Below are 24,825 nucleotides of genomic sequence, written 5' to 3' on the forward strand. Positions count from 1 at the left end.
AGCCGAACTCAGGCGGCCTCGATGAACCGGATGACCGTCTCGCCATAGTTGCGCTCGTCGACAACCGAAAAGCCCGGCCCTGCCTCGAACGGCGCCACCGCCGCTTCCTCGACGACGCAGAGCGCGCCGGGGGCGAGCCAGCCACCGGCCTTGGCCGAGCGCAACGCGCGTTCGCCAAGGCCTTTGCCATAGGGCGGATCGGCGAAGACCAGGCCGAATGCGGCGATGGTGCCCGCCTCGCCCAAGCCCGTCGCGTCGCGGCGGAAAATCTTGGTGCGGCCGGTGAGGCCGAAGGCCTCGACATTGGTGCGGATCAAGCCGCGCCCTTCGGCGGATTCCTCGATGAAGACAGCGTAGGAGGCGCCGCGCGACAGCGCTTCGAGGCCGAGCGCGCCGGTGCCGGCGAACAGGTCGAGCACGCGCGCGCCGTCCAGTCTTTCGGGAAAGCGATGCGCCAGCACGTTGAAGACCGCCTCACGCGTGCGGTCGGTGGTCGGGCGGATGGCAAAGGTGCGGGGCGTCGCCAGCGGACGCCCGCGAAACTCACCGCCGACGATCCGCATTGCTTCCTTTCGGGCCGCCGCGCGGCCGGTCGCCACCGCCATCCGGGCGCTCGCCGCGCGGTTTGCCGAACGGCTTTGCACCGCCGCCTTGCGGCTTGCCGCCGGGCTTGCCGTAAGACGGCTTGAACGATGCCTTGCGCGCCTTGTTTTCTGCCGCCTTGGCGGCGTCTGCCTCCGCCCTGCCCTTGCCGATCGGCCGTGCGCCCGGCGCCATCCAGACATTGGCCTTGCGCTGGCCCGGCGGCTCGATCGGCCGCTGCTCGCGTTCGGATTTTTTCCCACCGAAGCCGCCACGAGGCTTGTCGCCACGGGGTTTGTCCCCGAAGTCGCTGCGTTCAGGTCTGGGGCCACGCTCGCCAAAGCTCTTTTTTGGCGCAAAGCTCCTGTCAGGGCTTGTCGACAGCTTGCCGAGCGCTTCGTCGCGGCTGCCCTCGCGCCGCTTGCGGTTCTTGATCAGGCCGCCCTCGCCGATCGGCCGGCGTTCGCCGTCGCGGGTGAATTTCGGCCGCTCGGGCTCCTCCTCGCGCTCACGCCTGACCGGCTTGTTGGAAAACGGCTTGGCGATATCGGCATCGAAATTGGCGCCGGACTCTTCGACCAGGCGCTCGCCGAGCTGGTCGCGCAGCACGCGGCCCTTGATCTCCAGCACATGGCCTTCCGGTAAATCGTCGAGTTGGAACGGCCCGTAGGAAATACGGATCAGCCGCGTCACGTCGAGACCGAGCGCGCCCAGGATGTTCCTGACCTCGCGGTTCTTGCCTTCGCGCAGGCCGAGTGTCAGCCACGCGTTCGAGCCCTGCTCGCGGTCGAGCGTCGCTTCGATGGCGCCGTAAAAGACGCCGTCGACGGCAATGCCTTCGCGCAGGCCGGCAAGCGCGCTTTCCTCGACCTTGCCGTGGACGCGCACGCGGTAGCGTCGCAACCAGCCGGTCGCCGGCAGTTCGAGCACGCGCGACAGGCCGCCATCATTGGTGAGCAGCAGCAGGCCTTCGGTGTTGATGTCGAGCCGGCCGATGGTCATCAGCCGCGGCAGCCCGGGCGGCAGCACGTCGAAGACGGTCTTGCGGCCTTCGGGATCGCGGTTTGTCGTGACCACGCCGGCCGGCTTGTGGAACAGGAACAGCCTGGTGCGCTCGATCGGCGGAATCTCCATGCCGTCGAGATGGATGATGTCGCCGGGCATGACGTTGAAGGCCGGCGAGGACAACACCTTGCCATTGACCTTGACGCGGCCGGCCGCAATCAATTCCTCGGCGTCGCGGCGCGAGGCCAGGCCGGCACGCGCCAGCCGCTTGGCAATGCGTTCGCCGGCTTCTTCCGTTGCCTCGACGCGACGCGGGCGCGGCTTGAAGCCGCCTTCCGATGCGGCCTGTGCCCTTTGTGGCCCTTGCGGTCGATCGCCGCCAAGATCACGCTTGGGACGATCGCCAAAATCACGCTTGGGACGGTCGAAGCGCCTCTCGCCGCGCTCGCTTTCGGCAGCTGCTGGCCGGTCGCCGCGCGGTGCGTAAGGCTTGCGCGGACCTTCGCGCTTTTCATAAGGCGTGCCCTCCGGACGCGGCCCTTTGCTGAACGGCCTGTCGCCGCCTTTGAAGTCGCGCTTCGGCCGCTCGCCTTCGGCAGCTGCCGGCCGGTCGCCGCGCGGAGCGTAAGGTTTTTTGGCGCCGAAGGGCGGCTTGCCGCCCTTGCCGGAAGCGCCATCGCGACCACGCGGACCCGCCGGCTTCGGGCCGGCCTTGCGCGGGAATTTCTTGTTTTTGTCGTCCATGTGGCCTTTGCTCGTTTGCGCGGGTAGTAACAGGATCGCGCTCTAGTGGCGAGGAGATAATCGGAATGGAAACCGCGTGAAGCGGCAGGATTTCATGGCGCTGGCGCTTGAAGAAGCCGAAGCCGCCGCCCTGCGTGGCGAAGTGCCGGTTGGCGCGGTCGTCGTCGGCGGCGATACGGTCGTTGCGAGTGCCGGCAACCGCACCCGCGAGTTTGCCGATCCCACCGCCCATGCCGAGATGCTGGCGATCCGTGAGGCCTGCCGCAAGCTTTCCAGCGAGCGGCTCAGCGGCCACGATCTCTATGTGACGCTGGAGCCGTGCGCCATGTGCGCCGGCGCCATCTCCTTCGCCAGGCTGCGCCGGCTCTATTTCGGCGCTGCCGACGAGAAGGGCGGCGCAGTGGTCAACGGCGTTCGCTTCTTCACGTCACCGACCTGCCACCATGTGCCCGATATCTATCCGGGCATGGCCGAAAACGCTGCAGCAGCGCTGCTGAAAGACTTTTTTCGCGAGCGACGCGGACCCTGATCCGGCAGACGGTCCAAATCCCAGTCAGCCAATCCAGCCAGCCAATCCAGGCAAGAACGTCTCCGGCGCCGTCAGCCTACCAGGGCAGCCAGTCGAACATGCCGCCGCTCTTACTCTTGGCGGCCGCCTCCCTCTTGAGGCGGCGTTCCTTCTTGTACTCGTCCTCGCCGAGGTCACCCTGCGGCGCGGTGGCGGCGGCAGCGCGGTATTGCACCGGCGGCTCGCTCAGATATCTGCGGGTGGTCGGGTCGCCCTGTTTGCCTTCAGCCCGGCGGCGCATGATTTCCGCGGCGCGGCTCTTGTCCGAATCGGCCGGAGTCCAGGCTGGCGGGTGGCTCGAGCCCGACTGCTTCAGCGCGGCCTTGACCGACGCCGGATCCGTCTGCACGTCATCGATGACCTGCGCCTGGTAGGCCGGGTCGTCCTGATGCAGGGTGGCATCGGCGCGCAGGCGGGCACGGCGCTGCTCCGGCGATTCGGGCCATTCGGCGCTTGCCGTCTCGATGCTTTCCTGCGGCGGCGGCAAGACTTCCTTCTGCCCCGGCCCTGGCTTCACCAGCGTGGGGCGCGGCTTGTAGTCGATACTATCCTTGCGCTTGGGTGCGAAGGAAAAAGCCCCGGTGAGGTCGCCGGCAAGCTGCGCGCCCGCGGTCTTGTCGGTCCCGTAAGTGGGCGAGCCCATGCAGCCGGACAAAGCGAGGCCCGATACGACAAGCGGCGCCAGCAGCGCAACGCGCGCGTAAGTTCTCTCGGTCATGCCAAAAAGTCCCACTGTAGACAGCCTCTCGATTGCCGCCGGCCAAAGAAAGGTCCGGTCCCCATCGCCTATGCTCTTCCGACGGAATTCCGGCGACAATTTGTCGTCCGGAGTTTCGCGTGTTTACCTCAACCACTCGTTAAGGGCAACGCGCGGGGGCCGATCGGCCGCCCGCCGTGGCATTTGTGCACCGCCTTAAAGACGGCTCAAAGCCTTCAGCTCATGCAGAACAGCGGCGTCACGGGCCGAAACATCCGGGAATTCCGGATCTGAGCCGACATCGGCGGTGTAGCGCCAGGAGCGCGCGCACTTCACCAGGCCACGGTCCTCCGCCTTCTCGACGACCACGGCGACGCCCTTGACGTCGTCGAGGGTAAAGCTGCCTGCCGGCGCCTTGCCGTGCACGATTACCAGATCGCTGGTGATCGCCATCTCGGCCATGTCGACATCGGCGATCGCCGCTTCGAGCACGGCATCGTCGAGGGTGACGACCGGCACCGCTTCCAGCGAAGAGCCGATGACCTTCTGCGCACGGGCGATTTCCAATGCCCCGGTGACGACACGGCGAACCTGCCGCACCTTGCGCCACTTCTCCGCCAGCGCCTCGTTCTTCCAGTCCGCCGGGATCTCCGGGAACTGGTCGAGATGCAGGGAGACCGCATCCGGATGACGGTCGAGCCAAGCCTCTTCCATGGTGAAGGGCAGCATCGGCGCCAGCCATTTCACCAGGCAGTCGAAGAGATGGCGCACCACCTGCACGGAAGCCTTGCGCTTCAGGCTGAAAGGCGCTTCGCAGTAAAGCGCGTCCTTGCGGATGTCGAAATAGAAGGCCGACAGCTCGACCACCATGAAGTCGAGCAGCGCGCGGGTGATGCGCTTGAATTCGAACGCGTCGTAGCCCGAGCGTACGACCTCATCGAGTTCAGCGAGCCGGTGCAGCATCAGCCGCTCCAGTTCAGGCATCTTGTCCAGCGGCACCTCCTCGCCATCGTCGTGGGCGAGCGTGCCCAGCATCCAGCGGATGGTGTTGCGCAGCTTGCGGTAGGCGTCGATATTGGTCTGCAGCACGTTCTTGCCGAGCCGCTGGTCTTCCCAATAATCAGTCGTCACCACCCACAGCCGCAAGATGTCGGCACCGGACTGCCTGATGACGTCCTGCGGCACGACGGTGTTGCCGAGCGACTTCGACATTTTCCGCCCCTCCTCATCCATGGTGAAGCCATGGGTGACGACGGTGTCGTAGGGCGCCCTGCCCCTGGTGCCGCAGCTTTCGAGCAGCGAGGAGTGGAACCAGCCGCGATGCTGGTCGGAGCCTTCGAGATAGACGTCGGCCGGCCATTTCAGGTCGGGCCGGTCCTCAAGCGTGAAGGCATGCGTCGAGCCTGAATCGAACCAGACATCGAGGATGTCCATGACCTGCTGCCATTTCGAGGCATCGTGATTGCCGAGGAACCGCTCCTTGGCGCCGGCGGCGAACCAGGCGTCGGCGCCTTCTTTCGCGAAGGCGTCCATGATGCGCTGGTTGACTGCCTCGTCGCGCAGCACATTGCCGTCGGCATCGGCAAAGACGGCGATCGGAACGCCCCAGGCGCGCTGGCGCGACAGCACCCAGTCAGGGCGCTCCTCGATCATGGCGCGGATGCGGTTCTGGCCGGCGGCGGGCACGAAGCGGGTATCGTCGATGGCTTTCAGGGCGCGGCTGCGCAGCGTCGTGCCGTCGCCAAGCTCCTTGTCCATATAGACGAACCATTGCGGCGTGTTGCGGAAGATGATCGGCTTCTTCGAGCGCCAGGAATGCGGATAGGAGTGCTTCAGGCGGCCGCGCGCGAACAGCGCGTTGCGCTTGATCAGCTCGTCGATGACAGCCTGGTTGGCGTTGCCCTTCTTGCCATTGTCGTCGATGACGCGCGCCGCTCCACCCTCGCGGTCCGGGCCGAAGCCCGGCGCGTCCTTGGTGAAGAAGCCGGCATCGTCGACGGTGAAGGGGATCGCGGTGTCGATGCCACGCTGGCGAAGATCAGAGGCTGCATCCATCCAGGCGTCGAAGTCTTCGCGGCCATGTCCCGGCGCGGTGTGGACGAAACCGGTGCCGGCATCGTCGGTGACGTGATCGCCGGCGAGCATCGGCACGGGAAAATCGTAGCCGCCGCCCAGAGCTTTGAGGGGATGGGCAAGCGTAAGGTTTTCAAGCTCTTCGGCGCCAACGCTGCGAAGCCGATTCAGAGTGACCTTGGCCTTAGCGGCAGCGTCGTCCGCAAGTTTCTCGGCAAAGATCAGCTTTTCGCCGGGCTGAGGACCAAAGGCGTTCTCGGCCGCCGTAACCTCGTAGAGACCATAGTTGATGCGCGGCGAGTAATTGACGGCGCGGTTGCCGGGGATTGTCCACGGCGTCGTAGTCCAGATGACGACGTTGGCATCAAGCAGATCGAGCGACGTCTGCGTCAGCTTGGGGTCCAGGGCTGGCTGCCCATCCTCGATGTTGATGACCTGGCGAGCGAGGCTGACGACCGGAAACTTCGCCCAGATCGTGTCCGACTCATAGTCCTGGTATTCGACCTCCGCCTCGGCCAGCGCGGTGCGCTCGACCACACTCCACATAACCGGTTTGGAGCCGCGATAGAGCTGGCCGGACATGGCGAATTTCAGCAGCTCGCCGGCGATGCGCGCCTCAGCATGGAAAGCCATTGTCGTATAGGGATTGTCGAAGTCGCCGACGACGCCGAGCCGCTGGAATTCGGAACCCTGCACCTTGATCCAGTGCGCCGCAAACTCGCGGCATTCCTGCCGGAACTCGTTGACCGGCACCTCGTCCTTGTTCTTGCCCTTGGCGCGGTACTGCTCCTCGATCTTCCATTCGATCGGCAGGCCGTGGCAATCCCAACCGGGTACATAGTTCGAGTCATAGCCGCGCATCTGGAACGAGCGGGTGATGACGTCCTTGAGGATCTTGTTCAGCGCATGGCCGATATGGATGTTGCCATTCGCATAGGGTGGGCCGTCGTGCAGCACGTATTTTTCGCGGCCGGCTGCGTCTTCGCGCAACTTGCGGTAAAGATCCATGTCCTGCCAGCGTTTGACCAGCAGCGGTTCCTTTTCCGGCAAACCGGCGCGCATCGGGAAATCCGTCTGCGGCAGGTAGAGCGTTTTGGAATAATCGATCGTCTCGGCGGTCTCGGTATCAGTCATTCGTCTGCCATATGCGTTGCCCGGCGGCAAAAGAGCCCGGGCGTTGAACTATCATGATCTGGAAAAAGCGCGAGAGGCGCGCGCAAGATTCCCGGCGGCTCCGGCGGCGGTCAAGCCGCCCGGAACACCGGGCCTGTAATTCGTATCGCAGTCGCGGGAAGGCGCGAAAAGCTCGTCATGGCTGGGCTTTTAACCGAGACAGGCGACGTTGAAAAGCCCGAACTCTGATGCTTCCTTGCGTCATGTGCCAATTGCGCATACATTTGTAGGCAAATGGCAAGCAGAATGGCCTGTGCCAAAGAGACGTTCATGTCGGTCGCAGCAAGGGCAATTCGCGCAACACACGACTTTTCCGTCCCTACGGACAAGATCGATCATCTGCGCAGTCTGGGTTTCAGTAGCGAAGAACTCTATCGTATCGTTGCCCCCCGCCGCACGCTGGCGCGTCGCAAGGAACGTGCCGAGCCGCTTTCGCCAGCTGAATCCGACCGCGCCCTGCGCCTAGAACGCATCGCCGAGCAGGCGGATCGTGTATTCGGCAGCCATGAGAAAGCCCAGCGTTGGCTGAGAAGCGAGATCATAGCATTGGATGGTGGAAGGCCGATCGATCTCCTCGAGACAGAGACCGGCGCCCACGTCGTTTCCGAAGAGCTTATCCGCATCGACTTTGGCATGCTTGCCTGACGATGCGCATCTGGCGCATCTCCAATTTCGCGGATCTCTCGGGTCGTGGCGGAACGCTCGTTGATGGAAGATGGAACAGGCGCGGGATGCCCATCGTGTATTGCACCGACCACCCTTCGACGGCACTGCTGGAGATACTGGTGCATGCGACGCGCGAAACCGTTCCGGAAACCTACCAGCTTATCGAAATCGATGTTCCGGACGGAATAGAAATGACCGAACCGGTTATCCATGACGGCTGGGGCAAGGATATGGAATCGACACGGCGACAGGGCACGGACTTTCTCTCGGCCAATCGTTACGCGCTCATGAAAATTCCTTCGATCATAATGCGCAAAGCAAACAACTATCTGCTCAACCCGACCCATGACGATGCGTCACGCATTACGATTGCGGGCCTATACCGTTATCCGTTCGACAGCCGTTTGATCAAATGAGCCGACGCCTACCCGCTCACATCGAGAAATCGAAGCGATAGGTCGTCGACATGCCGATCATGAACTGATCCCTGGAGCCGCGCTCCTTGACCAGGCTGGAATCGGCGGCCGGGCCCATCAGGCGGGAATATTCGCCGAACAGACTGGCCGTCATCGGCTCGGTCACCTTCTAGGTCACCGCGCCGCCCAGGCCCGCCGACTTCACCCCGCCGCCGGGATGATATTCGCTAAGTCCCGAGGCCAGGGACTCCTTGGCATCAACGCCGTAATAGGCGTCGAAATAGTCCGATGAGGCGAACGAAACGCGCGGTCCGGCCGAAATCCTGACGTCGGGCGTCACATCGTAAAAGGCGTCGGCGGCGATGTCGGCGACAAAACCGTTATGGGCGCGAATGCCGTGCCGCAATTCGGCGCGGGCACGCAGCCAATCCAAAGGATAGAATTCGAAGAAGCCGCCAGCCTCGCCGCCCCAGCGCACCGGGTCGAGACCCTTCAATTCGTCGGCGTCACCACCGTCGCGGGAAAACAGGAACTTGCCTGTCAGGCCGGCGCGGACGCCGCCATCGTCGATCAATGCCAATGAGATATTGTCGTTGCGCGAGGTGAAGCGCGCCGCGGGACCAGCCTTGCCGAGCGAGATGATCGGCGAGGCACTGAGCAGGTACTTCTTGCCGCCCTCGAAATTCGGGGCAACCATGCCGGTGGCGCCGACCGTCAGGTACCAGTCTCCGGACAGCCAGCCGAAGGTGCCCTCGCCGGCCTTGGCAACGCCGCAGGTGCCGAGCATGAATGCGGCCAAGACCGTCGGGATCGTCGGGACAGACCGCATCGTTACTCCATACGTCGAACGCATTGGCCGATACAACCAGCTTGACTGAAGCCATGGCGCCAGTTCGGTAAAATTTGACTTAATATCCGCAACATTGGCAGCGTTGGCCGGCCTGTTCCGCGTTGCAGTCGATTGTTTGGCGCACCAAGATTCCAGATCAAGTGTTTGGAATACGATAGCAGTTGCCTCGGCAGGGGTTACAAACATTCGCGGACAAACATGCCTGCGCTGTGAAGAGCGCGGCGACCGGCGCTCAACCCCGCATTCCAAACCGGCCAAGCGTGAATCATATGCGGCCAAATTTCGAGACCTACTTTAACGTCAGCCGCGCCAGCGGCTTCGGCGAGCCGAGTTGCGTCCGACAACAGCGTCTCGGCCGAACCGGCTTGTATCAGCATTGGGGGAAATCCGCTCAGATCGGCGAACAAAGGCGAGATCAGCGGATCGCGCCGACCAACGCCATTGGGAACATAGGCCGTTGCCAGTTCCTCCAAATACGCCCGGTGGATGATAGGGTCGATTGCGTCCTTGGTTGATAGTGTCGCGCCGGACATCGAAAGGTCCGTCCAAGGCGAAACCAGCCAAAGACATCGCGGCAACGGCTCGCCTGCCGTGCGCAATATACTGACCAGGCACAGAGTGAGGTTGCCGCCCGCACTGTCTCCGCCAACCACGATGCGATCCGACGCGATGCCTTGCCGGCTCAGAAAGCGCCATGTGGTGAGTGCGTCTTCATGTTGCGCAGGGAAAGGATGTTCCGGTGCGCGGCGATAGTCGATCGCAAGGGTGCGCATTCCCATTGCCCGACCTGCCTCGGTAACCATTCGACGATGACTTTTAAGGGAGCCGGAGCAGTAGCCACCACCGTGGAAAAAGAGCAGAACCTTATCCCTGTCACTCCCAGGCGCCAGGGACCACTCTCCCTCAAGGCCATCGAAAACCACGCGCTCGCATCGGATGTCCTCCGCGACCGGCCAGACCGAACCGACTTCGTCGAGCCGCGCCCGGCGTTCGTCCCAGCGGACCGTTCGTGGTTTTGACGTCAACAGCCTGCGGACGGCGTTGATCTCTGTCAGATCGAGGTGTTCGTCCACATCGCCCATTTGCTCCCCCAGTCTTGCCAAGCGCCGAGAAAGGCGAACAGCCAAACGTCATCGACAAGATAACGATTGCCCGCTTGCAAATACAGCGACGAACCAGCGCCACGATCATCTTGCGATCAGCCCGATCAACATCAGCGAGAAATCGCCCGTCGTCCGTGCGATATTTGGCGGTGCGCTGCCGTGTCAGCCAATTTTCGATTTGCTCGACGGTGCAAGGTTCAAAAGAGGGGGAATTCCGATGCCGGACAATTCGTATGCCGGAACCACTGCCGAGCGGCTTGTCAATCCGCGCAGCGTAGGACGATTGGGGCTGATCGTGATGGCGCTGTTCCCCACCCTGTGGGGTCTTCTCGGTCTGTTGAACGATGCAACCGACTTCAAAGACACTCTGGTGAATGCCGTGAAGCCGATGATCGAAATGACCAACACCTACGGCAACCCATGGCAGCAATGGCGTGCCATCACCATGCCATGGGCTGCCCCTGTGGCACTCGTCGGCATCATGGCCGTCGAGACCCTAGCGGGGATATTCGGACTGATCGGGCTTGTGCTTATGCTGCGCAAGGTGGTTGGCAGCAGGGCCGATTTCGCTCATGGCAAGGCATGGATGATGCTGGGCTGCCTATGCGCAATCCTGGTGTGGGGCATCGGCTTCACGGTGATCGCCGGCGACTATTTCCTGTCATGGGAAGCCAAGACCATGCCGCTCTCGAACCAGCTCGGCGGAACAATCTACTTCTTGCCCAACGCGCTCGGGCTAATCCTCGCGACCCTGCATCGCGAGGGCGGCGATTACTGAGACCTCGACGCAAGGTTGTGACATGCGGATGCGACCGGCGTTGCGCGGCGTTTGGAGGTCTGGCTCTGTATCAAAGCTCGACGTTGCGGCCGCTTTGCGGACAGGAGCTATTCTCCAACTAAACCTCGGCGTGACCACGGTTTGGCCTGAGGGCGCAAGCCCACGTTTCACGGAAATAAACTCGCAGCGGCTGCTCTTGGCAAAAGCAGACGTCTCGCAGGCGTACCGCCCGAGCATGGGTGTGACCCTCACAGCCTGCTCGCTTTACGAGAAGGCCTATCGGCGTTACCTTCAAAGCCGACAAAAACGGCCAAGTAGTCTTGAGGGAGAGGGCGATGACACTGCACGGCGATGCCTTGAAAGATGCGATCAGCCAGACGCGGGCGAAATGGGGATGGTTCGTCGCGCTCGGGGTGCTGCTGCTTGTCTTCGGCGGCATTGCCTTCGGCAATCTGTTCATCGCAACCGTCGCCTCGGTCTTTGTCGTGGGCTGGCTGATGCTGATGGCCGGCATTGTCGAGATCATCCATGCCTTCGGCGTGAAGACATGGGGCCGCTTCTTCTATTGGCTGCTCAGCGGCCTCCTCTACGCCGTCGCCGGCTTCTTCGCCTTCGACAATCCGGTCCTCGCCTCGACGGTGCTGACCTTCCTCCTGGCGGTCGCGCTGCTTGCCTCAGGCGTGCTCAGGGCCTGGGTCGGCTACAGCCACCGGCCGCAGCCGGGCTGGGGCTGGGTAGTCGCGGCCGGCGTCATCAGCGCGCTGGCGGGACTGGTCATCGCCATGGGCTGGCCGGTCAACAGCGTGTGGGTTCTGGGCCTGTTCCTGGCCGTCGACCTGATCTTCCAGGGCTGGACCTTCATCGCCCTTGGCTTGGCGCTGAAGAGATAAATTCTGGTTGAGCATGATCTTAATCGGAAAACCGGTTCCCACTTTTTTGCTTCGCTGACCTTCGGTTCGGGACCATGCTCTAAAAAGCCATGGCCGCGTCCAGCCCGGAAAGCGGCCTGACGCCGGCGAGCAGTGCCTTCGCCTCGGCCTCATCGCGCTTCATCTGGGCGACCAGCGCGTCAAGCCCGTCGAACTTCACCTCCGAGCGCAAGTAGCCGAAGAAGGACACGGCACAAATCTCGCCATAGAGGTCGCCGGAAAAGTCGAAGACGAAGGTCTCCAGCAGCGGCGCGCCATTGTCGTCGACCGTCGGCCGGCGGCCGAAGCTGGCGACGCCATCGTGAAGCGAACCGTCGGCGCGACGGAAGCGGACGGCATAGATCCCTTCCTTGAGGGTCGCTTCCGGCGAAAGCCTCATGTTTGCGGTCGGAAAGCCGAGTGTCCGGCCGAGCTGCTGGCCGCCGATCACCTCCGCCTCGACGGTGAAACGGTAGCCGAGCAAGCCGGCGGCCTCGGCCACATTGCCCTCGCACAGCAGCGTGCGTATGCGGCTCGACGACACCACCTCGGCGCTTTCGTCGCGAAACGCATCCACCAGCGTGACGCCGAAGCCGTGGCGCTCGCCGGCAGCCATCAGATAGGCCGGACCGCCCTGGCGGTCCTTGCCGAAATGGAAATCGAAGCCGGTGACGGCGTGGCTTATGCCGAGGTTGCGCTCGAGCACGCCGGTGACGAAAGCCTCCGCCGACAAGGAGGCGAACTCGCGTGTGAACGGCTGCTCGACCAGCGCCGCAAAGCCCAGATGCGACAACAGCCGCGCCTTCATCGGCGGCGGCGTCAGCACGAACAACGGCATGTCCGGCCTAAACACCTTTCGCGGATGCGGTACGAAGGTCAGCACCAGGGCGGGTACGCCGCGACGCTCCGCTTCGGCGCGCGCGCGTTCGAGCACCGCCTGGTGGCCGCGGTGGACGCCGTCGAAATTGCCGATAGCCACCACGCCGCCGCGCAGATGGGCCGGCAGCGGTGCGGTTGCGGAAATGCGTTCGAACATGGCCGTCATGGCTTGAACCTATTGCAGCCTGGGAATCACCGCGACCGGCCTGTAGCCATATTTTTCCAGGAAGGCCGCGAGCCTGGCCGGATCCGGCTGCAGCGTCTCACCGTAATCGCGGGCATGGATGCCGCCCGATACGTAGAGCACGTCGAAGCCATTGTCGGCCGCGCCCTTGATGTCGGTCATCATGCCGTCGCCGATGGCCAGAACTTGCGAACGCTCGACCGGGCGGCCGAGAATGACGGCGATCTCCTTCATGGCGACGTCATAGACCGGCGCGTAGGGTTTGCCGGCGATCAGCGTGCGTCCGCCAAGCTGTGCGTATTCGCGGGCCAAAGCGCCTGCGCACCAGATCATGCGTTCGCCGCGCTCGACGACGATGTCGGGATTGGCGCAAATGAAGGGCAGGTTCCTGGCACGCAGCCTCTGCAGAAGATCGGCATAATCTTCCGGCTTCTCCACCTCGTCATCGAACAGGCCGGTGCAGACCACGCCGGATGCTTCGAACTCCTCGACGAGTTCGACGTCGAGGCCCTCATAGAGCGTGAAATCCCGATCGGCGCCTATATGGAAGATCTTTCGCGGCCCTTCGGCGATCAGGTCGCGGGTAACGTCGCCGGACGTCACGACACGGTCGTAGGCGGCGGGCGGAACGCCGATGGCGTTCATCTGTGCCACCACGTCGGCGCTGCGACGCGGCGAATTGGTGATCAGCACGACAGGTATTTTCGCCGCGCGAGCAGCGATCAGCGCGGCAGCCGCCGCCGGGAAATGCCATTCGCCATTGTGCACCACGCCCCAGACGTCGCACAGGATGGCTGAATAGGCTCCCGACAAGTCTGCGAGCGAACCGATGATGTCGGGCGAATCCGCCATGCCGTTGTCCCTGTACCATGATGCTTGCAAGCGCCGCGACCGACGGTCCGTAGCGGCCGGCACGGATTAACCGAAGCGCTTCGCTCTGTCACCAGCTTTCGTTGTGCCCGCAAGATTGCCGCCCGGGGACGCCGGCGAGGACGTGATGGCGAAAGCCTTCTTTTTCAGAGCCTTATCGGGCTTTGCCGCGGAGCAGCATTGCCGATTGCGGACGTGTGGTTAACGGGCATTGAAAAACCGTGCCGACCTTGAACGTATTTTAGCAATCGGAAATTTAAAAATGCGTGGCATCGTCCGGAAAAAAAAGGGGCGGGCGGGAATGCTGAAGGCAATGATCGGAAATTTCCGACGCGACAGACGTGGCAACTACTCCTTAATGACCGCAATCACCATTGTACCGCTGATGGGCGGGTTGGCGCTCAGCGTCGATTACGGGGAGTTGTTGCGCCAGAAGCACGAAACGCTGAATGCCCTTGACGCGGCCGGCCTCGCCGCCGCCCAGCAGATCGTCGCCGGCGCCAGCGACGACGACGTCAAGGCCTACGCCAAGACATTTTTCGAAACCAATCTCGCACGTGTCGATCCGGCGAACACAGCGCTGACCGTCACGCTGCCCAACAACAATGCCGGCGGCGGCACCTTGAAGCTCTGCGCCGGCCTCACCTTCCACCCCTATTTTCTACCGGCCGCCAGCCTGCTGATCGGCGGCACGGCAAGCGACACGACCTTCACCGAATGTTCGGAACTCCGCCTCAAGAACACCCTCGAAGTCGCGCTTGTGCTGGATAATTCCGGCTCGATGAGCGATCTCGGCTCCGGCACCGGCGAGAAGCGAATAGACCTGCTGAAGTCGGCCGCCAAGCAGCTTGTCGATACGCTGGCGCTTCAGGCGCAGCAGATGAAGCAGATCACCAAACCGGTGCAGTTTTCTCTCGTGCCGTTTGCGGCCTCGGTCAATGTCGGTCCTACCCACGACCAGGACGGCTGGATGGATCAGGACGGCATCTCCCCGATCCAGCACGAGGATTTCGACTGGACGACGATGAGTGCCGCCAACAATCCGGACAAATATGCCGAGAAGCTCAATGGCGTCTGGTACAAGCGCGGCATCGGCTGGGGCGAGACCAAGGACCAGCCGCTGACGCGTTTCAGCCTCTACGCCGACATGACGGTCGAATCGGGCCGCGAAGAGGTACCCAATTCGAAGCAATATGTCTGCGACACATATAAGAAGAACGGCACCTGCCAGTACGGCCACTGGAGCGCACCGGAATATATCTACACCACAAGCCGCTATGCGAGCTGGCAAGGTTGCGTCGAAGCACGGCCATATCCCTACAATGTCGACGACACGACGCCCGATACAGCCGCGCCGGCCACGCTTTTCGTGCCGATGTTCGCCCCGGATGAGGCTGGCACTCTGTGGCTCGATTTCAACCGTGACGGCATCAACGACGTCATCAGCACGTCCTACAATTACGGCAACAACTGGTGGGCCGATTGGCCCTATGTCGCCGGTCCTACCGCTTCCCAGCGCCAGTCTGACATGCGCAAATATTTCCTGGTAAAACCATACGGTTCGCAATCCGCAGCCGCGGGCGATGGGCCGAATTCCTCCTGCACCACCAACCCGATCACGCCGTTGAAGGACGTCAGCCAGGACGCAGAGAAGCAGGAGATCAAGGACGCCATCGACGCCATGGCGCCGAACGGCAACACCAACGTGCCGGAGGGCCTTGCCTGGGGCTGGCGAACTGTATCGAGCAACCCACCGTTCACCGATGGTCGGCCGAACAGCGAGAGGGGCAACGACAAGGTGGTCGTGGTGCTGACCGACGGAGCCAATACTTATAGTGCCGTCAGCGACGGCAGCTACGCCAACAACAGGTCGACCTACGCCGCCTACGGCTACACTGGGCTGACCTATCCGGGATCTGGAAGCGTAACCCGCCTGTTCATGAATACCAGCACCGATATCGGCAAGACCACCTATACCGGTGCCAACTACACGGCAGCACTCGACGAGCAGATGAAAACGCTCTGCGCCAATGCAAAGAATTCGAACATTCTGGTGATGACGGTGGCGCTCGACCTGTCGCCCACAGATGCCAGCGACAAGAAGGCAATCGATGCGCTGAAGGCGTGTTCGTCGGATTCGCGCTTCCGCAAGGATTCGGCCGACCCGAGCAAGCCGGCCAAGCTGTTCTGGAATGCGACGGGCGCGACGCTGTCGGACAATTTCAAGGAAATCGCCAACGAATTGTCGAACCTGCGCATCGTCGGCTGAAGGCGATGGGATTGGCGACTAAGGCAGGGGCCCCGGCGCACTGGCGCAAAGGCTCCTGCCCTCATGCCCTTGCGGGTGATGGAAGCATGTGGTGAGTGTCCTCATCCGGAGATGCGCTCTTGCCTGAACCCGCCAACCACCTTGCCTTTGCGCTGGTCTGCCTCGGCATGGTGCTGACGCCCGGCCCAAACATGATCTATCTGATCTCGCGCTCGCTGTCGCAAGGGCCGAAGGCCGGGCTGATCTCGCTGGGCGGTGTGGCGCTCGGTTTTTTGTTCTACGTGCTGTCGGCGGCGTTCGGCATCACCGCGCTGCTGCTCGCCGTGCCCTTTGCCTATGATGTGCTGCGCCTTGCCGGCGCGCTTTATTTGCTGTGGCTCGCCTGGCAAGCGGTGAAGCCCGGTGGGCGCTCGCCCTTCCAGATCCGCGAACTGCCGAAAGACAGACCGCGCAAGCTGTTCGCCATGGGTCTGATGACCAACCTGCTCAACCCAAAGGTGGCAGTGCTCTATCTGTCGCTCCTGCCGCAATTCATCAGCCCCGACAAGAGCCACGTGCTGTCGCAGCTTCTGGTGCTCGGTGCCACGCAGGTCGCGATCAGCCTGACCGTCAACGCCATCATCGCGGTGACGGCCGGCTCGATCGCCATCTTCCTCGCCGGGCGGCCGCTATGGCTGGTGATCCAGCGCTGGATGATGGGCACGGTACTGACCGCGCTGGCCGTCAAGATGGCAACCGACGCGCAACGCTGATCGGTCCTACATCGGCCGCCGGTCCGGCTGTGCCCGCTCCGGTTCGACCACCCTGCGGTAAAGATGCCAGGTCGCGTGGCCAAGGATGGGCATGACGACGGCAAGCCCGGCAAATAGCGGGATCGAGCCGATGACCAGCAGCACGGCGACCATCAGGCCCCACAGCGCCATCTGCAGCGGGTTTGTCAGAACTGCCCTTGCCGACGTCTCGATTGCCGAGACCGCGCCGACATCGCGGTCGAGCAGCAGCGGAAAGGCGACGACGGTCGTCGCCAGCACGATCGCGGCAAAGGCGAATCCGGCCAGGTTGCCGAGCAGGATCAGCGTCCAACCCTTGCTGGTCGTCAGCACCTCGCGAATAAAGCCGACAATAGAGGCCGGAGGCTGATTGCCGTACAGGCTGGTGTAGATCGATTGCGCGGTGAACAGCCAGAGCAGGAACAGTACCACCAGCATGATACCGATGACCGCAATCGCGGGCAGCGCCGGAGAGTGGCGCACGTCGAGCGCATGCCACCAGGATGTATCCATGCCGAACTCGCGCCGGCGGCTGATTTCGTAAAGGCCGATAGCGGCGAACGGACCGACCAAAGCGAAGCCGGACATCAGCGGATAGATGAGTTGGATGGCGTTCGAGCCCGACGTCCACTGCGTCAGGATCAGGCCGACCACCGGATAGATCAGGCACAGGAACACGTAGTGCGACGGCTTGGCCCAGAAATCCTCTACGCCGAGACGGAGCGCATCGAGCAGATCCTCGGTGCTGATGCGGCGCACCGTGGGCTGTACATGCATTCCACGTGCGTCCGCCATGACATGAAAGCCGGCCATAACCTTTCTCCCGTGGGTCGGGACGGCCGCCGCCAGGATGGCCGCCCGTAGCTGCCACTTCTCGTATAAGCACTATGGTAGTCGATTTAGGGGTGATTGTCGCCAAGTCGATGGTCACGATGGTAAATCCCGGTTATAGATTTCCGACGCCACCATCGACGAGCAGTTCCGTGCCAACGACGAAGCTCGACTCATCCGATGCTAGAAACACCGCCGCCTTGGCGAGTTCCCAGGGTTTGCCCATCCGGCCGATCGGCACTAGCGCGCGTATCTGATCGCCAAGCGCCTTCTCGTCCGCTTCGGGCAGACCCAGCTTGCCCAAGGCCGGCGTCTCGGTCGGCCCGGGGCTGAGGCCATTGACGCGAATACCGCGCTCGATCATCTCACCCGAGAGGGTGCGCGCCAACGACAGGAGGCCAGCCTTGCTGGCGGCGTAGGCGCTACTCTGGGGCAGGCCGATATGGGCACTGACCGAACCGCACAGGATGATCGATGACGGGTTGGAGAACATCGGCAACAGGGCTTGGATCAAAAAGAACGGCCCCTTGAGATTGGTCTGCATCAGACGGTCATAGACCACCTCGTCCCAATCCTGAAGGGGCTGATGCATCACATCGCCGGCGTTGATGTTCAGTATGTCGAGCCGAGGCCAGCACTGCGCGAGTTCGGCGGCAAGCGCACGCTGATCGGCGAGGTTGCCGGCATCATTCCTGATCACCTGCGCCGATCCGCCCAGCTCGCGCTGCGCAGCTTCCAGCCCGGACGGGCTCCTGCCAGTGATTGCCACCGTCGCACCCTCGGCCAGGAACTGGCGCGCGGTTTCGAGACCGATGCCACTGGTTGCCCCGGTAATGAGGGCATATTTGCCTTTCAAGCGACCCATGATTTGGCGACCCATGATTTGCCTTCCCAAAGACGATGAGAATGGCATTGTCGACACGATAGTATGCTTTGTATAGTAGGCACCGAATGGGTACTAAAGGAAATAATTTCATGGCGCAGGCAAAAGCCATCGAGGTAACGCCAGTCGAAGGCGGAAATGGCACGACCGATCGTTGCCCGATGATCGATTTCGTCAATCTGGTTTCGGGAAAATGGGCCATTCCCATTCTTTATCGCCTGATCGTCACCGGTTGTCCGATCCGCTTCGGCGAGCTCCAGAGGGCCGTCGCACCGATTACGCAAAAGGAGCTCACGCGGCAGCTGCGCCTGTTCGAACATCGCGGTCTGGTCTATCGGAGGGTCTATGCCGAGATGCCGCCGCGCGTGGAGTATGAGATAACGCCGCTGGGTAGAACCTTGCGTGGCACGCTGGATTCGCTGGCCGACTGGATGCGTGTCAACGCATCCCACCTGATCACCTGACTAATCGTGCACGGATTGTTTGCCCTGCCCGGCTAAAGCCACAGGCGGTCACCGCGCGGCACCACACTTTGGCGCCGCGCGGCTGAGATGCGTGACAAAAGCTAGGCAGCGAAACGATCGATCACTTCGGCCAGCGGGACATGGCCAAGACAGGCACCCGAACCCGCCGGCTTTTCGCCACCCTCGATGGCCTGTGCGTAACGCACGGCCGGATCGGCTTCGATGCGGCGGCGTAGCGCCGCCAGTTTGGGATAAGCGGCGCCGTCGACCGCCTGGTGGAACTCCGCCCAGCGCGCCACGCCGATCAGCGTGGTATCGGCAAGCGTCAGCCGGCCGCCGACCAGGAAATCCGCGTCGACGATCATCGCCTCGAGCTGGTCATGGCGGTTGGTAACGACCTTGCGGCCAAAGTCACGCAAGGTCGCCAGCAGCACCGGTTCGGCCGGCTCCATTTCATAAGCAGCCCAGAGCGGGGTGAAAGCGGCGGTGAAACCGGTGTTCACGAAAGCCATCAGCTGGTGCATCCGGTTGGCTTCCGGCGAGCGAGACTCAAAGCTGATACGACGTTGCGTATCGCGAGCTTCGAGCCAGGCGGCAATCGCCATGGTCTCGGTGAGCACCCTGCCTTCGTCGGTGATCAACACCGGCGTTTCCTGGCGGCCGTTGATACTAGCATAGGCGTCGTTCTTCATCTCAGCGAGCATGTCGACACGACACAGGCGGTAGGGCTGTCCGAGGCGTTCAAAAGCAGCGACAAGCCCCATCGAACTTCCCAGCGGGAAGCCGTAAAGGAGAATAGGTTCCATTTCTTTCTCTCTTCCATGTTAGGGGTCACGCTGCGCAGCGAAACTTGACCCTAAACGCTGGTCGCCCCATGTAAATTACGCACTATTCTGTAACCAGGTCCCCGCCATGAAAGATGTCGTCTCACGCTGCCCGATCGAGGAGACCATGCGTGTGCTCAGCGGTCGCTGGCCCACCTTGCTGCTCTATTATCTCAAGGACGGTACCAAGCGCTTCAGCGACCTGAGGCGTGACAATCCGACAGTGTCGCACCGCATCCTGGCGCTCGAACTACGCAAGCTGGAGGAAGCCGGGATTGTGCGGCGAACGGCGCGTACCGGCTATCCGCTACGCGTGGATTACGACCTCACGGAGCCCGGTCTCAAGCTTGTGCCACTCATCGACGCCCTGGGCGATTGGTGGGAAGATACCGAGGACGATCGGGCCAGCCGGGCTACATCGACGCCGGAAACCAAACTCGTGGCGGCGGAATAGCCGACCGGCGATCACCGCGCCGCCAAGAACTGCCGGCGAGAGCCCAGCGCTCCAAGCCGTTCATACATTAGATCCCGCAAGACCAAGGCGACCGGCTATGAGGCGCGCCATTGTGGTCGGCCAAACGGACAAGGCACGGGCCATCCAGCACCAACTCCTGTAGCATAGCTCGCCAATCCCGATCACCTGACCCGCCGTTCGATCTCATTGCCCGATCAGATCGGCTTGACTATGCTGGATGGCTGTCGCTTTCGATCCTGACGTGAACGAAGAGCCTACTTATCCTGTTGAAGTTTCTCCTGAGACTCTGCCATTTGATCGTCCCCAAGTTCCATATTGTGCATCGTTGCAATCAACCATTCGTCATGATCCCGCGTCGCCACTACGCTGATTAATCCGCGCCGACGCGGCCATTCGTTTCCCATCGGATCGAGCGCGCCAGTCATAGACCACCGCAGGTCGAGCGTGGCAACATCAGGGCGAACAAGCCTGTTCCGCACGCTTTCGGCGGATAGATGGCTGTGCTTGAACATCTTCTCAAAAATTGGGGCATGGAACTGCTCGATCTTGTCACGTCCAGTCGCCTGCATACCGAAGACGTTTGTAAACTCGGCATCTGCCGCGAATACGGCGGCAAAGGCGCGAGCATCGTGACGATTCCAAGCTTCGATCAGCCTGTGCGCGACACTTTCCACCCCTTCAGTTCGGATGTTGCCGGTAGCCATGCTGACCTCATGTCATATAGTTCGGTTGCCATACTATATGGGCACCATATAAGTTTGGAAAGATGGATAATCAGCCATACACGCAGTCTCTGCTTCTCTATGCTTATCAATCGTCGGCGAGCGCTTTGGTCCAGGTTCTCCGGGAGAGCGGCCATTCGGCAATCAAGCCCAAACACGGCGCTGTATTCGCCAACATCGACGCGGAGGGAACCCGACCCAGCGTCCTCGCAGAGCGTGCGGGCATCGGCAAAGCATCGATGGGTGAGTTGATCGATGAACTGGAGCGCCTCGGTTATGTTCGGCGTTCGCATGATCCGAACGACCGACGGGCCAAATTAATCGTTGCAACTGACGCGGCGCTTGCGGTGATCCGGACCGTCCACGATTTCAATCAGCGTCTCGAAGACCAATACCGGAGGCTGCTTGGTGCTCAGGCGTACGAATCGCTCCGGTCGTCACTGCAAGCGATATCCCCCAGAGAAAATTTGCAACCGAGGATACCTCGCCAGCGCTCGTCAAGCCGCAAAGATGGGGCAAAAGAAACTCTCGGTCCGTGAATGCCTGACTGGGTATCGAGCCCCTGGGCGTATCGAGCCCGAACAGCCGCCTGGGCGAATGCCGCCATCCGAGCAAGCCTGTTTCGATTGAGCAGTGAAATCAATCTGACACAGTGCCATCACGTCGAAACCATCATCACGCATTTTCACCGCCCTGCCCGGCAAAAGCCATGATCGCGGTTATGTCAGGCGGGCATGACCGTTACGAAAATCGAAAATTATGAGGCCCAACCAAGCCTAAGCAGGCGCGTGCTGCTCAGAGCTGCCGGCCTTGGCGCCCTTGCCGGGCTCGTCGCCTGCGCCACCGTGCTGCCCACCGGCGAAGGCGCCGGTGTCTCTGCCTCCGCCGCTGGCACGCTGACCGGCATCCGCGCTTCGGCGGGTCTCGGGCCGCTTGTCCCCGATGCGCCGCTCGAGCAGGCGGCGCTGCAGCAGGCCGGCTATATGGCGCGCGGCGGCCGAATGAACCACACCACCGGCTGGGGCAAGGACTTTGCCTCGCGCGTCAAAGACAATGGCATTGCCGGCGCTGCCGCCGAAAACATCGCCGAAGGCCGCTTCGACCAGCAGAAGCTGTTTGATATCTGGGTGCATTCGCCAGGCCACCGCCGCAACATGCTCGACCCGCGCTTCACCCGCTTCGGCCTCGCCTATGTGCGCGACGGCCGCGACAGCACGCTTCGCTACTGGTGCCTTGTGCTCGGCAGATAACTTCCGCCATTTGGTCGGCAGAAGCCTGCTGGCGACCGATCCGTCAGTCTTTGCGGCCGCCGCCGAGCAATTCCTCGACGTCCTGCGCACAAATCGGCCTGCTGAAATGATAGCCCTGCATTTCGTCGCAATTGTTTCTGCGCAGGAAAGCCACCTGATCATCTGTCTCAACGCCCTCGGCGATGACCCTCAGGTTGAGATTTTGCCCCAATGAAATCACCGCGCTGGCCACAGCCTGATCGTTCTCGTCGGCGGCGAGATCCTTGATGAAGGACTTGTCGATCTTCAGCCGCGCCACGGGAAAGGTCTTGAGTGCGCTGAGGCTGGAATAGCCGGTGCCGAAATCATCGATCGAGATCTGGACACCCAGGCTTTGCAGGGCGTTCATGGTGGCGACCGCCAGCTCGATATCCTGCATGATAAGGCTCTCGGTCACCTCCAGCTCGAGATACCTGGCCTCCAGGCCGCTGTCCTTCAGCGCGCTGACGATGCGATCGATCAGGTTGCGCTCCCTGAATTGCCGCGCCGACACATTCACGCAAACGGTCAAGGGCGGCAGTCCTGCGTCTTGCCAGGCTTTGTTCTGCCGGCACGCCTCATGCAGAACCCAGTCGCCGATCGGTACGATCAGACCTGTCTCCTCGGCGGTCGGGATGAACATCGTCGGCATTACCGTGCCAAGCGTTGGGTGGTTCCAGCGTATCAGCGCCTCGACCGCAAAAACCCGACCTGACCGAAGGTCCACCTGCGGTTGGTAAAGCAGCGTGAATTCCGAACGTGCCAAGGCGTTTCGCAATTCTTCCTGAAGCACGAATTTTTCATGCGCCCTGGTGTTGAACTCCGGAGCGTAAAACTGGAAATTATCGCGGCCGAACTCCTTGGCGCGATACATGGCCGCATCGGCATTTGCCAGCAGCGTATCGGGATCCATTCCATCCTTGGGATAGTTGGCAATGCCGATACTGGCCGTCGCCCGCACAAGATGCGCTCCGAGCTGAACCGGCTCGGCGAGTGCAGCCCTGAGCTTTTGCAAGGTCTCGGAAACGAGATCGACGTTCGCCGGCTGGTCGAAAAGCACGACGACGAATTCGTCGCCGCCAAGCCGCACGACGGTATCGGTCGCCCGGACGCAGTCGACCATGCGACTTGCGACGATCTTCAGGAGCTCGTCGCCGGCATTGTGGCCGAGCGTGTCGTTGACGAATTTGAAATTGTCCAGATCGATGAACACCACTGTCACCCAGCGATCGTATCGCTGGGCGTACAAGACCGCCTGTGAAAGCCGGTCCTCCAACAAGGCGCGATTGGGAAGCCCGGTCAGCACGTCATGATTGGCCATGAAGTGGATCCGGTCTTCGGCCTGTTTGCGTTCGATGGCGATCCCGGCGATGCGCGTGGTGAAATCGATGAGGCGAGTCTCGGCCTCGGTCGGTTCGCGCACCGTCATAGAATACATCGCAAAAACGCCGAGCACGGCGCCCTGATGCGACAGGATCGGCGTCGACCAGCATGAACGCAAACCGTGTGGCCGCGCGAGTTCGCGATAGTCCTGCCAAAGCGGATCCTGCATGATGTCAGCGACAATCACCGGCTCGCGCCGATAGACTGCGGTACCGCAAGACCCTGCCCTTGGGCCTACCGCGGCGCCGTCGACGGCGTCGGTGTAGTCTCTCGCCAGGCTCGGCGCGGCGGCGTGGCGCAAGTGGCTGCCATCCTTGTCGAGCAGCAAGACCGAACCGAATATCCCCGCCAGTTGAGACTCGACCAGACGCATGAGCCGCTCGAGCACGTCTTCGAGGGGAGCGCTCTTTGCGATCATCTCGAGGATATGCGCCTGCCCATCGCGAAGGATTTCGGCCTGCTTGCGCGCAGTGATGTCGCGGGCAATGCCGACGAGGCCGAAAATGTTGTTCTGAACGTTGCGCAACGGCAGTTTCGTAGACAGGAACCATTTGCCGGTGCCTGACGCATCGACGACGAACTCCTCCTCGTCGATCATCGGTTGTCCGTCGCGCATCAGTTGCTGCTCGATGAGGCGAAATTTCTGCGCAAGATCCGGCGCGTGAAGGTCGAAGTCGCTCAGACCGATCATGTCGCTCGTGCTGTCTCGACCGCTGTCGGACGCAATGGCTCGGTTGGCGACGACGAAGCGGCTTTCGGTGTCCTTCACCCACATGTAGTCAGGCACCAGGTCGATCAGCGTCTGCAAGGAGATACGCTCGTCGACGACCAAGCGGTTGGCGCTGAGCTCGCTGATGTCCTCATGCGTGGCCACCCAGCCGCCGTCAGGCATCGGCTGATGGCAGACCTGAATTGTCCGGCCATCGGCGAGCTCGGCTGTCCAGTTCCCCGAAGCCGTGCCCGAATTGACTGCCCGGGCCAACGCCAGATAAGCGTCCGCATTCATTGCCGAGGTTCCGACAGCGACGCGCCGCTCGACGATTTCGCGCAGCGCCGCACCCGGCTGCAATTGCTCCGGTGCAAGGCGATAGATTTCCGCATAGCGTCGATTGCACAGGATCAGCCGTTCATCGGCATCAAAGAAACAGATGCCTTGCGAGATGTTCTCTATCGCGGTCTGGAACCGCAGTGCCTGGTCCTGAAGTGCCGCAATCGTGGTGCGAAGCTCGCGCTCGAGGGCCTCATATGAGGCAGTCGCCAGTTGTGCCAGCGTCGTCAAATTTGCGGATTCGGGCGCGTCGGCGGTTTGCCTGGATGACTTCGTGGCCAAACACAATTCCTCCCGCTGATGCTTGAGGCAAGCAAAGGAGGCTCGCCTTCAACCCAAAAGCGACTGCATATTGGTCCGGATATACTAATGGCAGGTGAACCTGGCTCAAC

General features: G+C 62.1%; 23 protein-coding genes and 1 pseudogene. 11 read left to right on the plus strand and 13 right to left on the minus strand.

Going from position 1 to position 24,825, the window contains the following annotated elements; all coding sequences use genetic code 11:
• Positions 1-8 precede the first annotated feature (8 nt).
• The gene (gene rsmD / locus NKI18_RS11865; RefSeq protein ID WP_352616872.1) at positions 9-563 is read right to left on the minus strand and encodes a 16S rRNA (guanine(966)-N(2))-methyltransferase RsmD; all 555 of its coding nucleotides are present in this window, start codon (positions 561-563) and stop codon (positions 9-11) included.
• Positions 544-2,331, minus strand: coding sequence for a pseudouridine synthase (locus NKI18_RS11870; protein ID WP_353019767.1), 1,788 nt, complete (start codon positions 2,329-2,331; stop codon positions 544-546). The genes rsmD and NKI18_RS11870 overlap by 20 nt, the downstream gene beginning before the upstream one ends.
• Positions 2,332-2,407: 76 nt before the next feature.
• On the opposite strand from NKI18_RS11870, the gene NKI18_RS11875 reads away from it, so the two are divergent.
• Positions 2,408-2,860, plus strand: a complete 453-nt coding sequence (locus tag NKI18_RS11875) for a nucleoside deaminase (protein WP_352616866.1) — start codon at positions 2,408-2,410, stop codon at positions 2,858-2,860.
• A 76-nt stretch (positions 2,861-2,936) separates the two neighbouring features.
• On the opposite strand, the gene NKI18_RS11880 is transcribed toward NKI18_RS11875, so the two are convergent.
• Together NKI18_RS11880 and ileS are read right to left on the minus strand one after the other, a co-directional pair.
• Positions 2,937-3,617: a hypothetical protein gene (locus NKI18_RS11880; protein ID WP_352458053.1), complete on the minus strand. Its 681-nt coding sequence runs from the start codon at positions 3,615-3,617 to the stop codon at positions 2,937-2,939.
• A 195-nt stretch (positions 3,618-3,812) separates the two neighbouring features.
• A complete protein-coding gene (gene ileS, locus NKI18_RS11885; protein ID WP_352616863.1) occupies positions 3,813-6,803 on the minus strand; it encodes an isoleucine--tRNA ligase in 2,991 nt (996 codons plus the stop codon).
• Positions 6,804-7,112: 309 nt separating this feature from the next.
• Here ileS and NKI18_RS11890 point away from each other — a divergent pair, with 309 nt between their 5' ends.
• Together NKI18_RS11890 and NKI18_RS11895 are read left to right on the plus strand one after the other, a co-directional pair.
• A complete protein-coding gene (locus NKI18_RS11890) occupies positions 7,113-7,487 on the plus strand; it encodes an Xre family toxin-antitoxin system antitoxin (protein WP_353019770.1) in 375 nt (124 codons plus the stop codon).
• A 2-nt stretch (positions 7,488-7,489) separates the two neighbouring features.
• Entirely contained in the window at positions 7,490-7,924 is a 435-nt protein-coding gene (locus NKI18_RS11895; RefSeq protein WP_352616860.1) for an RES family NAD+ phosphorylase, read from the plus strand.
• A 16-nt stretch (positions 7,925-7,940) separates the two neighbouring features.
• Here the strand turns inward: NKI18_RS11895 and NKI18_RS11900 are convergent.
• Positions 7,941-8,753 (minus strand): annotated as a pseudogene (locus NKI18_RS11900) (MipA/OmpV family protein).
• Positions 8,754-8,950: 197 nt separating this feature from the next.
• A complete protein-coding gene (locus NKI18_RS11905) occupies positions 8,951-9,856 on the minus strand; it encodes an alpha/beta hydrolase (protein ID WP_352616857.1) in 906 nt (301 codons plus the stop codon).
• A 238-nt stretch (positions 9,857-10,094) separates the two neighbouring features.
• Between NKI18_RS11905 and NKI18_RS11910 the strand changes: the two genes are divergently transcribed.
• Positions 10,095-10,655, plus strand: a complete 561-nt coding sequence (locus tag NKI18_RS11910; protein WP_353019772.1) for a DUF2165 family protein — start codon at positions 10,095-10,097, stop codon at positions 10,653-10,655.
• A gap of 335 nt (positions 10,656-10,990) precedes the next feature.
• A complete protein-coding gene (locus NKI18_RS11915; RefSeq protein WP_352579223.1) occupies positions 10,991-11,545 on the plus strand; it encodes an HdeD family acid-resistance protein in 555 nt (184 codons plus the stop codon).
• 79 nt (positions 11,546-11,624) lie between these two features.
• Here NKI18_RS11915 and NKI18_RS11920 read toward each other — a convergent pair whose 3' ends face one another.
• A complete protein-coding gene (locus tag NKI18_RS11920) occupies positions 11,625-12,608 on the minus strand; it encodes a bifunctional riboflavin kinase/FAD synthetase (protein WP_352616851.1) in 984 nt (327 codons plus the stop codon).
• A gap of 9 nt (positions 12,609-12,617) precedes the next feature.
• Positions 12,618-13,478, minus strand: a complete 861-nt coding sequence (locus NKI18_RS11925; protein ID WP_352616848.1) for a TIGR01459 family HAD-type hydrolase — start codon at positions 13,476-13,478, stop codon at positions 12,618-12,620.
• Positions 13,479-13,809: 331 nt separating this feature from the next.
• Between NKI18_RS11925 and NKI18_RS11930 the strand changes: the two genes are divergently transcribed.
• Together NKI18_RS11930 and NKI18_RS11935 are read left to right on the plus strand one after the other, a co-directional pair.
• On the plus strand, positions 13,810-15,765 hold the full coding sequence (locus NKI18_RS11930; RefSeq protein ID WP_352617018.1) for a pilus assembly protein TadG-related protein: 1,956 nt from the start codon (positions 13,810-13,812) through the stop codon (positions 15,763-15,765).
• Between the two features lie 119 nt (positions 15,766-15,884).
• Positions 15,885-16,517, plus strand: coding sequence for a LysE family translocator (locus NKI18_RS11935; RefSeq protein ID WP_352616845.1), 633 nt, complete (start codon positions 15,885-15,887; stop codon positions 16,515-16,517).
• A 6-nt stretch (positions 16,518-16,523) separates the two neighbouring features.
• On the opposite strand, the gene NKI18_RS11940 is transcribed toward NKI18_RS11935, so the two are convergent.
• Together NKI18_RS11940 and NKI18_RS11945 are read right to left on the minus strand one after the other, a co-directional pair.
• A complete protein-coding gene (locus tag NKI18_RS11940) occupies positions 16,524-17,348 on the minus strand; it encodes a DUF2189 domain-containing protein (RefSeq protein WP_352503372.1) in 825 nt (274 codons plus the stop codon).
• Between the two features lie 133 nt (positions 17,349-17,481).
• A complete protein-coding gene (locus NKI18_RS11945; protein WP_352569766.1) occupies positions 17,482-18,231 on the minus strand; it encodes an SDR family oxidoreductase in 750 nt (249 codons plus the stop codon).
• Between the two features lie 110 nt (positions 18,232-18,341).
• On the opposite strand from NKI18_RS11945, the gene NKI18_RS11950 reads away from it, so the two are divergent.
• A complete protein-coding gene (locus NKI18_RS11950) occupies positions 18,342-18,713 on the plus strand; it encodes a winged helix-turn-helix transcriptional regulator (RefSeq protein ID WP_352503373.1) in 372 nt (123 codons plus the stop codon).
• Between the two features lie 101 nt (positions 18,714-18,814).
• On the opposite strand, the gene NKI18_RS11955 is transcribed toward NKI18_RS11950, so the two are convergent.
• Positions 18,815-19,519: a glutathione S-transferase family protein gene (locus NKI18_RS11955; protein WP_352616841.1), complete on the minus strand. Its 705-nt coding sequence runs from the start codon at positions 19,517-19,519 to the stop codon at positions 18,815-18,817.
• A 106-nt stretch (positions 19,520-19,625) separates the two neighbouring features.
• Between NKI18_RS11955 and NKI18_RS11960 the strand changes: the two genes are divergently transcribed.
• Positions 19,626-19,991, plus strand: a complete 366-nt coding sequence (locus NKI18_RS11960) for a winged helix-turn-helix transcriptional regulator (RefSeq protein WP_352616838.1) — start codon at positions 19,626-19,628, stop codon at positions 19,989-19,991.
• 275 nt (positions 19,992-20,266) lie between these two features.
• Here NKI18_RS11960 and NKI18_RS11965 read toward each other — a convergent pair whose 3' ends face one another.
• Entirely contained in the window at positions 20,267-20,716 is a 450-nt protein-coding gene (locus NKI18_RS11965; protein ID WP_352616835.1) for an SgcJ/EcaC family oxidoreductase, read from the minus strand.
• Positions 20,717-20,778: 62 nt separating this feature from the next.
• Between NKI18_RS11965 and NKI18_RS11970 the strand changes: the two genes are divergently transcribed.
• A complete protein-coding gene (locus tag NKI18_RS11970; RefSeq protein WP_352616832.1) occupies positions 20,779-21,273 on the plus strand; it encodes a MarR family winged helix-turn-helix transcriptional regulator in 495 nt (164 codons plus the stop codon).
• 195 nt (positions 21,274-21,468) lie between these two features.
• The gene (locus NKI18_RS11975) at positions 21,469-21,984 is read left to right on the plus strand and encodes a CAP domain-containing protein (protein WP_352616831.1); all 516 of its coding nucleotides are present in this window, start codon (positions 21,469-21,471) and stop codon (positions 21,982-21,984) included.
• Between the two features lie 43 nt (positions 21,985-22,027).
• On the opposite strand, the gene NKI18_RS11980 is transcribed toward NKI18_RS11975, so the two are convergent.
• On the minus strand, positions 22,028-24,715 hold the full coding sequence (locus NKI18_RS11980; protein ID WP_352616828.1) for an EAL domain-containing protein: 2,688 nt from the start codon (positions 24,713-24,715) through the stop codon (positions 22,028-22,030).
• Positions 24,716-24,825 lie beyond the last annotated feature (110 nt).

Source organism: Mesorhizobium sp. M0800, assembly GCF_040320095.1.
Classification (GTDB): domain Bacteria; phylum Pseudomonadota; class Alphaproteobacteria; order Rhizobiales; family Rhizobiaceae; genus Mesorhizobium.

What these genes read in the sequence shown, in the direction of transcription:
- rsmD (WP_352616872.1), bottom strand. Translation starts at nt 563, where the DNA reads ATGCGGATCGTCGGCGGTGAGTTTCGCGGGCGTCCGCTGGCGACGCCC.
- NKI18_RS11870 (WP_353019767.1), bottom strand. Translation starts at nt 2,331, where the DNA reads ATGGACGACAAAAACAAGAAATTCCCGCGCAAGGCCGGCCCGAAGCCG.
- NKI18_RS11880 (WP_352458053.1), bottom strand. Translation starts at nt 3,617, where the DNA reads ATGACCGAGAGAACTTACGCGCGCGTTGCGCTGCTGGCGCCGCTTGTC.
- ileS (WP_352616863.1), bottom strand. Translation starts at nt 6,803, where the DNA reads ATGACTGATACCGAGACCGCCGAGACGATCGATTATTCCAAAACGCTC.
- NKI18_RS11890 (WP_353019770.1), top strand. Translation starts at nt 7,113, where the DNA reads ATGTCGGTCGCAGCAAGGGCAATTCGCGCAACACACGACTTTTCCGTC.
- NKI18_RS11895 (WP_352616860.1), top strand. Translation starts at nt 7,490, where the DNA reads ATGCGCATCTGGCGCATCTCCAATTTCGCGGATCTCTCGGGTCGTGGC.
- NKI18_RS11905 (WP_352616857.1), bottom strand. Translation starts at nt 9,856, where the DNA reads ATGGGCGATGTGGACGAACACCTCGATCTGACAGAGATCAACGCCGTC.
- NKI18_RS11910 (WP_353019772.1), top strand. Translation starts at nt 10,095, where the DNA reads ATGCCGGACAATTCGTATGCCGGAACCACTGCCGAGCGGCTTGTCAAT.
- NKI18_RS11915 (WP_352579223.1), top strand. Translation starts at nt 10,991, where the DNA reads ATGACACTGCACGGCGATGCCTTGAAAGATGCGATCAGCCAGACGCGG.
- NKI18_RS11920 (WP_352616851.1), bottom strand. Translation starts at nt 12,608, where the DNA reads ATGACGGCCATGTTCGAACGCATTTCCGCAACCGCACCGCTGCCGGCC.
- NKI18_RS11925 (WP_352616848.1), bottom strand. Translation starts at nt 13,478, where the DNA reads ATGGCGGATTCGCCCGACATCATCGGTTCGCTCGCAGACTTGTCGGGA.
- NKI18_RS11930 (WP_352617018.1), top strand. Translation starts at nt 13,810, where the DNA reads ATGATCGGAAATTTCCGACGCGACAGACGTGGCAACTACTCCTTAATG.
- NKI18_RS11940 (WP_352503372.1), bottom strand. Translation starts at nt 17,348, where the DNA reads ATGGCCGGCTTTCATGTCATGGCGGACGCACGTGGAATGCATGTACAG.
- NKI18_RS11945 (WP_352569766.1), bottom strand. Translation starts at nt 18,231, where the DNA reads ATGGGTCGCTTGAAAGGCAAATATGCCCTCATTACCGGGGCAACCAGT.
- NKI18_RS11950 (WP_352503373.1), top strand. Translation starts at nt 18,342, where the DNA reads ATGGCGCAGGCAAAAGCCATCGAGGTAACGCCAGTCGAAGGCGGAAAT.
- NKI18_RS11955 (WP_352616841.1), bottom strand. Translation starts at nt 19,519, where the DNA reads ATGGAACCTATTCTCCTTTACGGCTTCCCGCTGGGAAGTTCGATGGGG.
- NKI18_RS11960 (WP_352616838.1), top strand. Translation starts at nt 19,626, where the DNA reads ATGAAAGATGTCGTCTCACGCTGCCCGATCGAGGAGACCATGCGTGTG.
- NKI18_RS11965 (WP_352616835.1), bottom strand. Translation starts at nt 20,716, where the DNA reads ATGGCTACCGGCAACATCCGAACTGAAGGGGTGGAAAGTGTCGCGCAC.
- NKI18_RS11970 (WP_352616832.1), top strand. Translation starts at nt 20,779, where the DNA reads ATGGATAATCAGCCATACACGCAGTCTCTGCTTCTCTATGCTTATCAA.
- NKI18_RS11975 (WP_352616831.1), top strand. Translation starts at nt 21,469, where the DNA reads ATGACCGTTACGAAAATCGAAAATTATGAGGCCCAACCAAGCCTAAGC.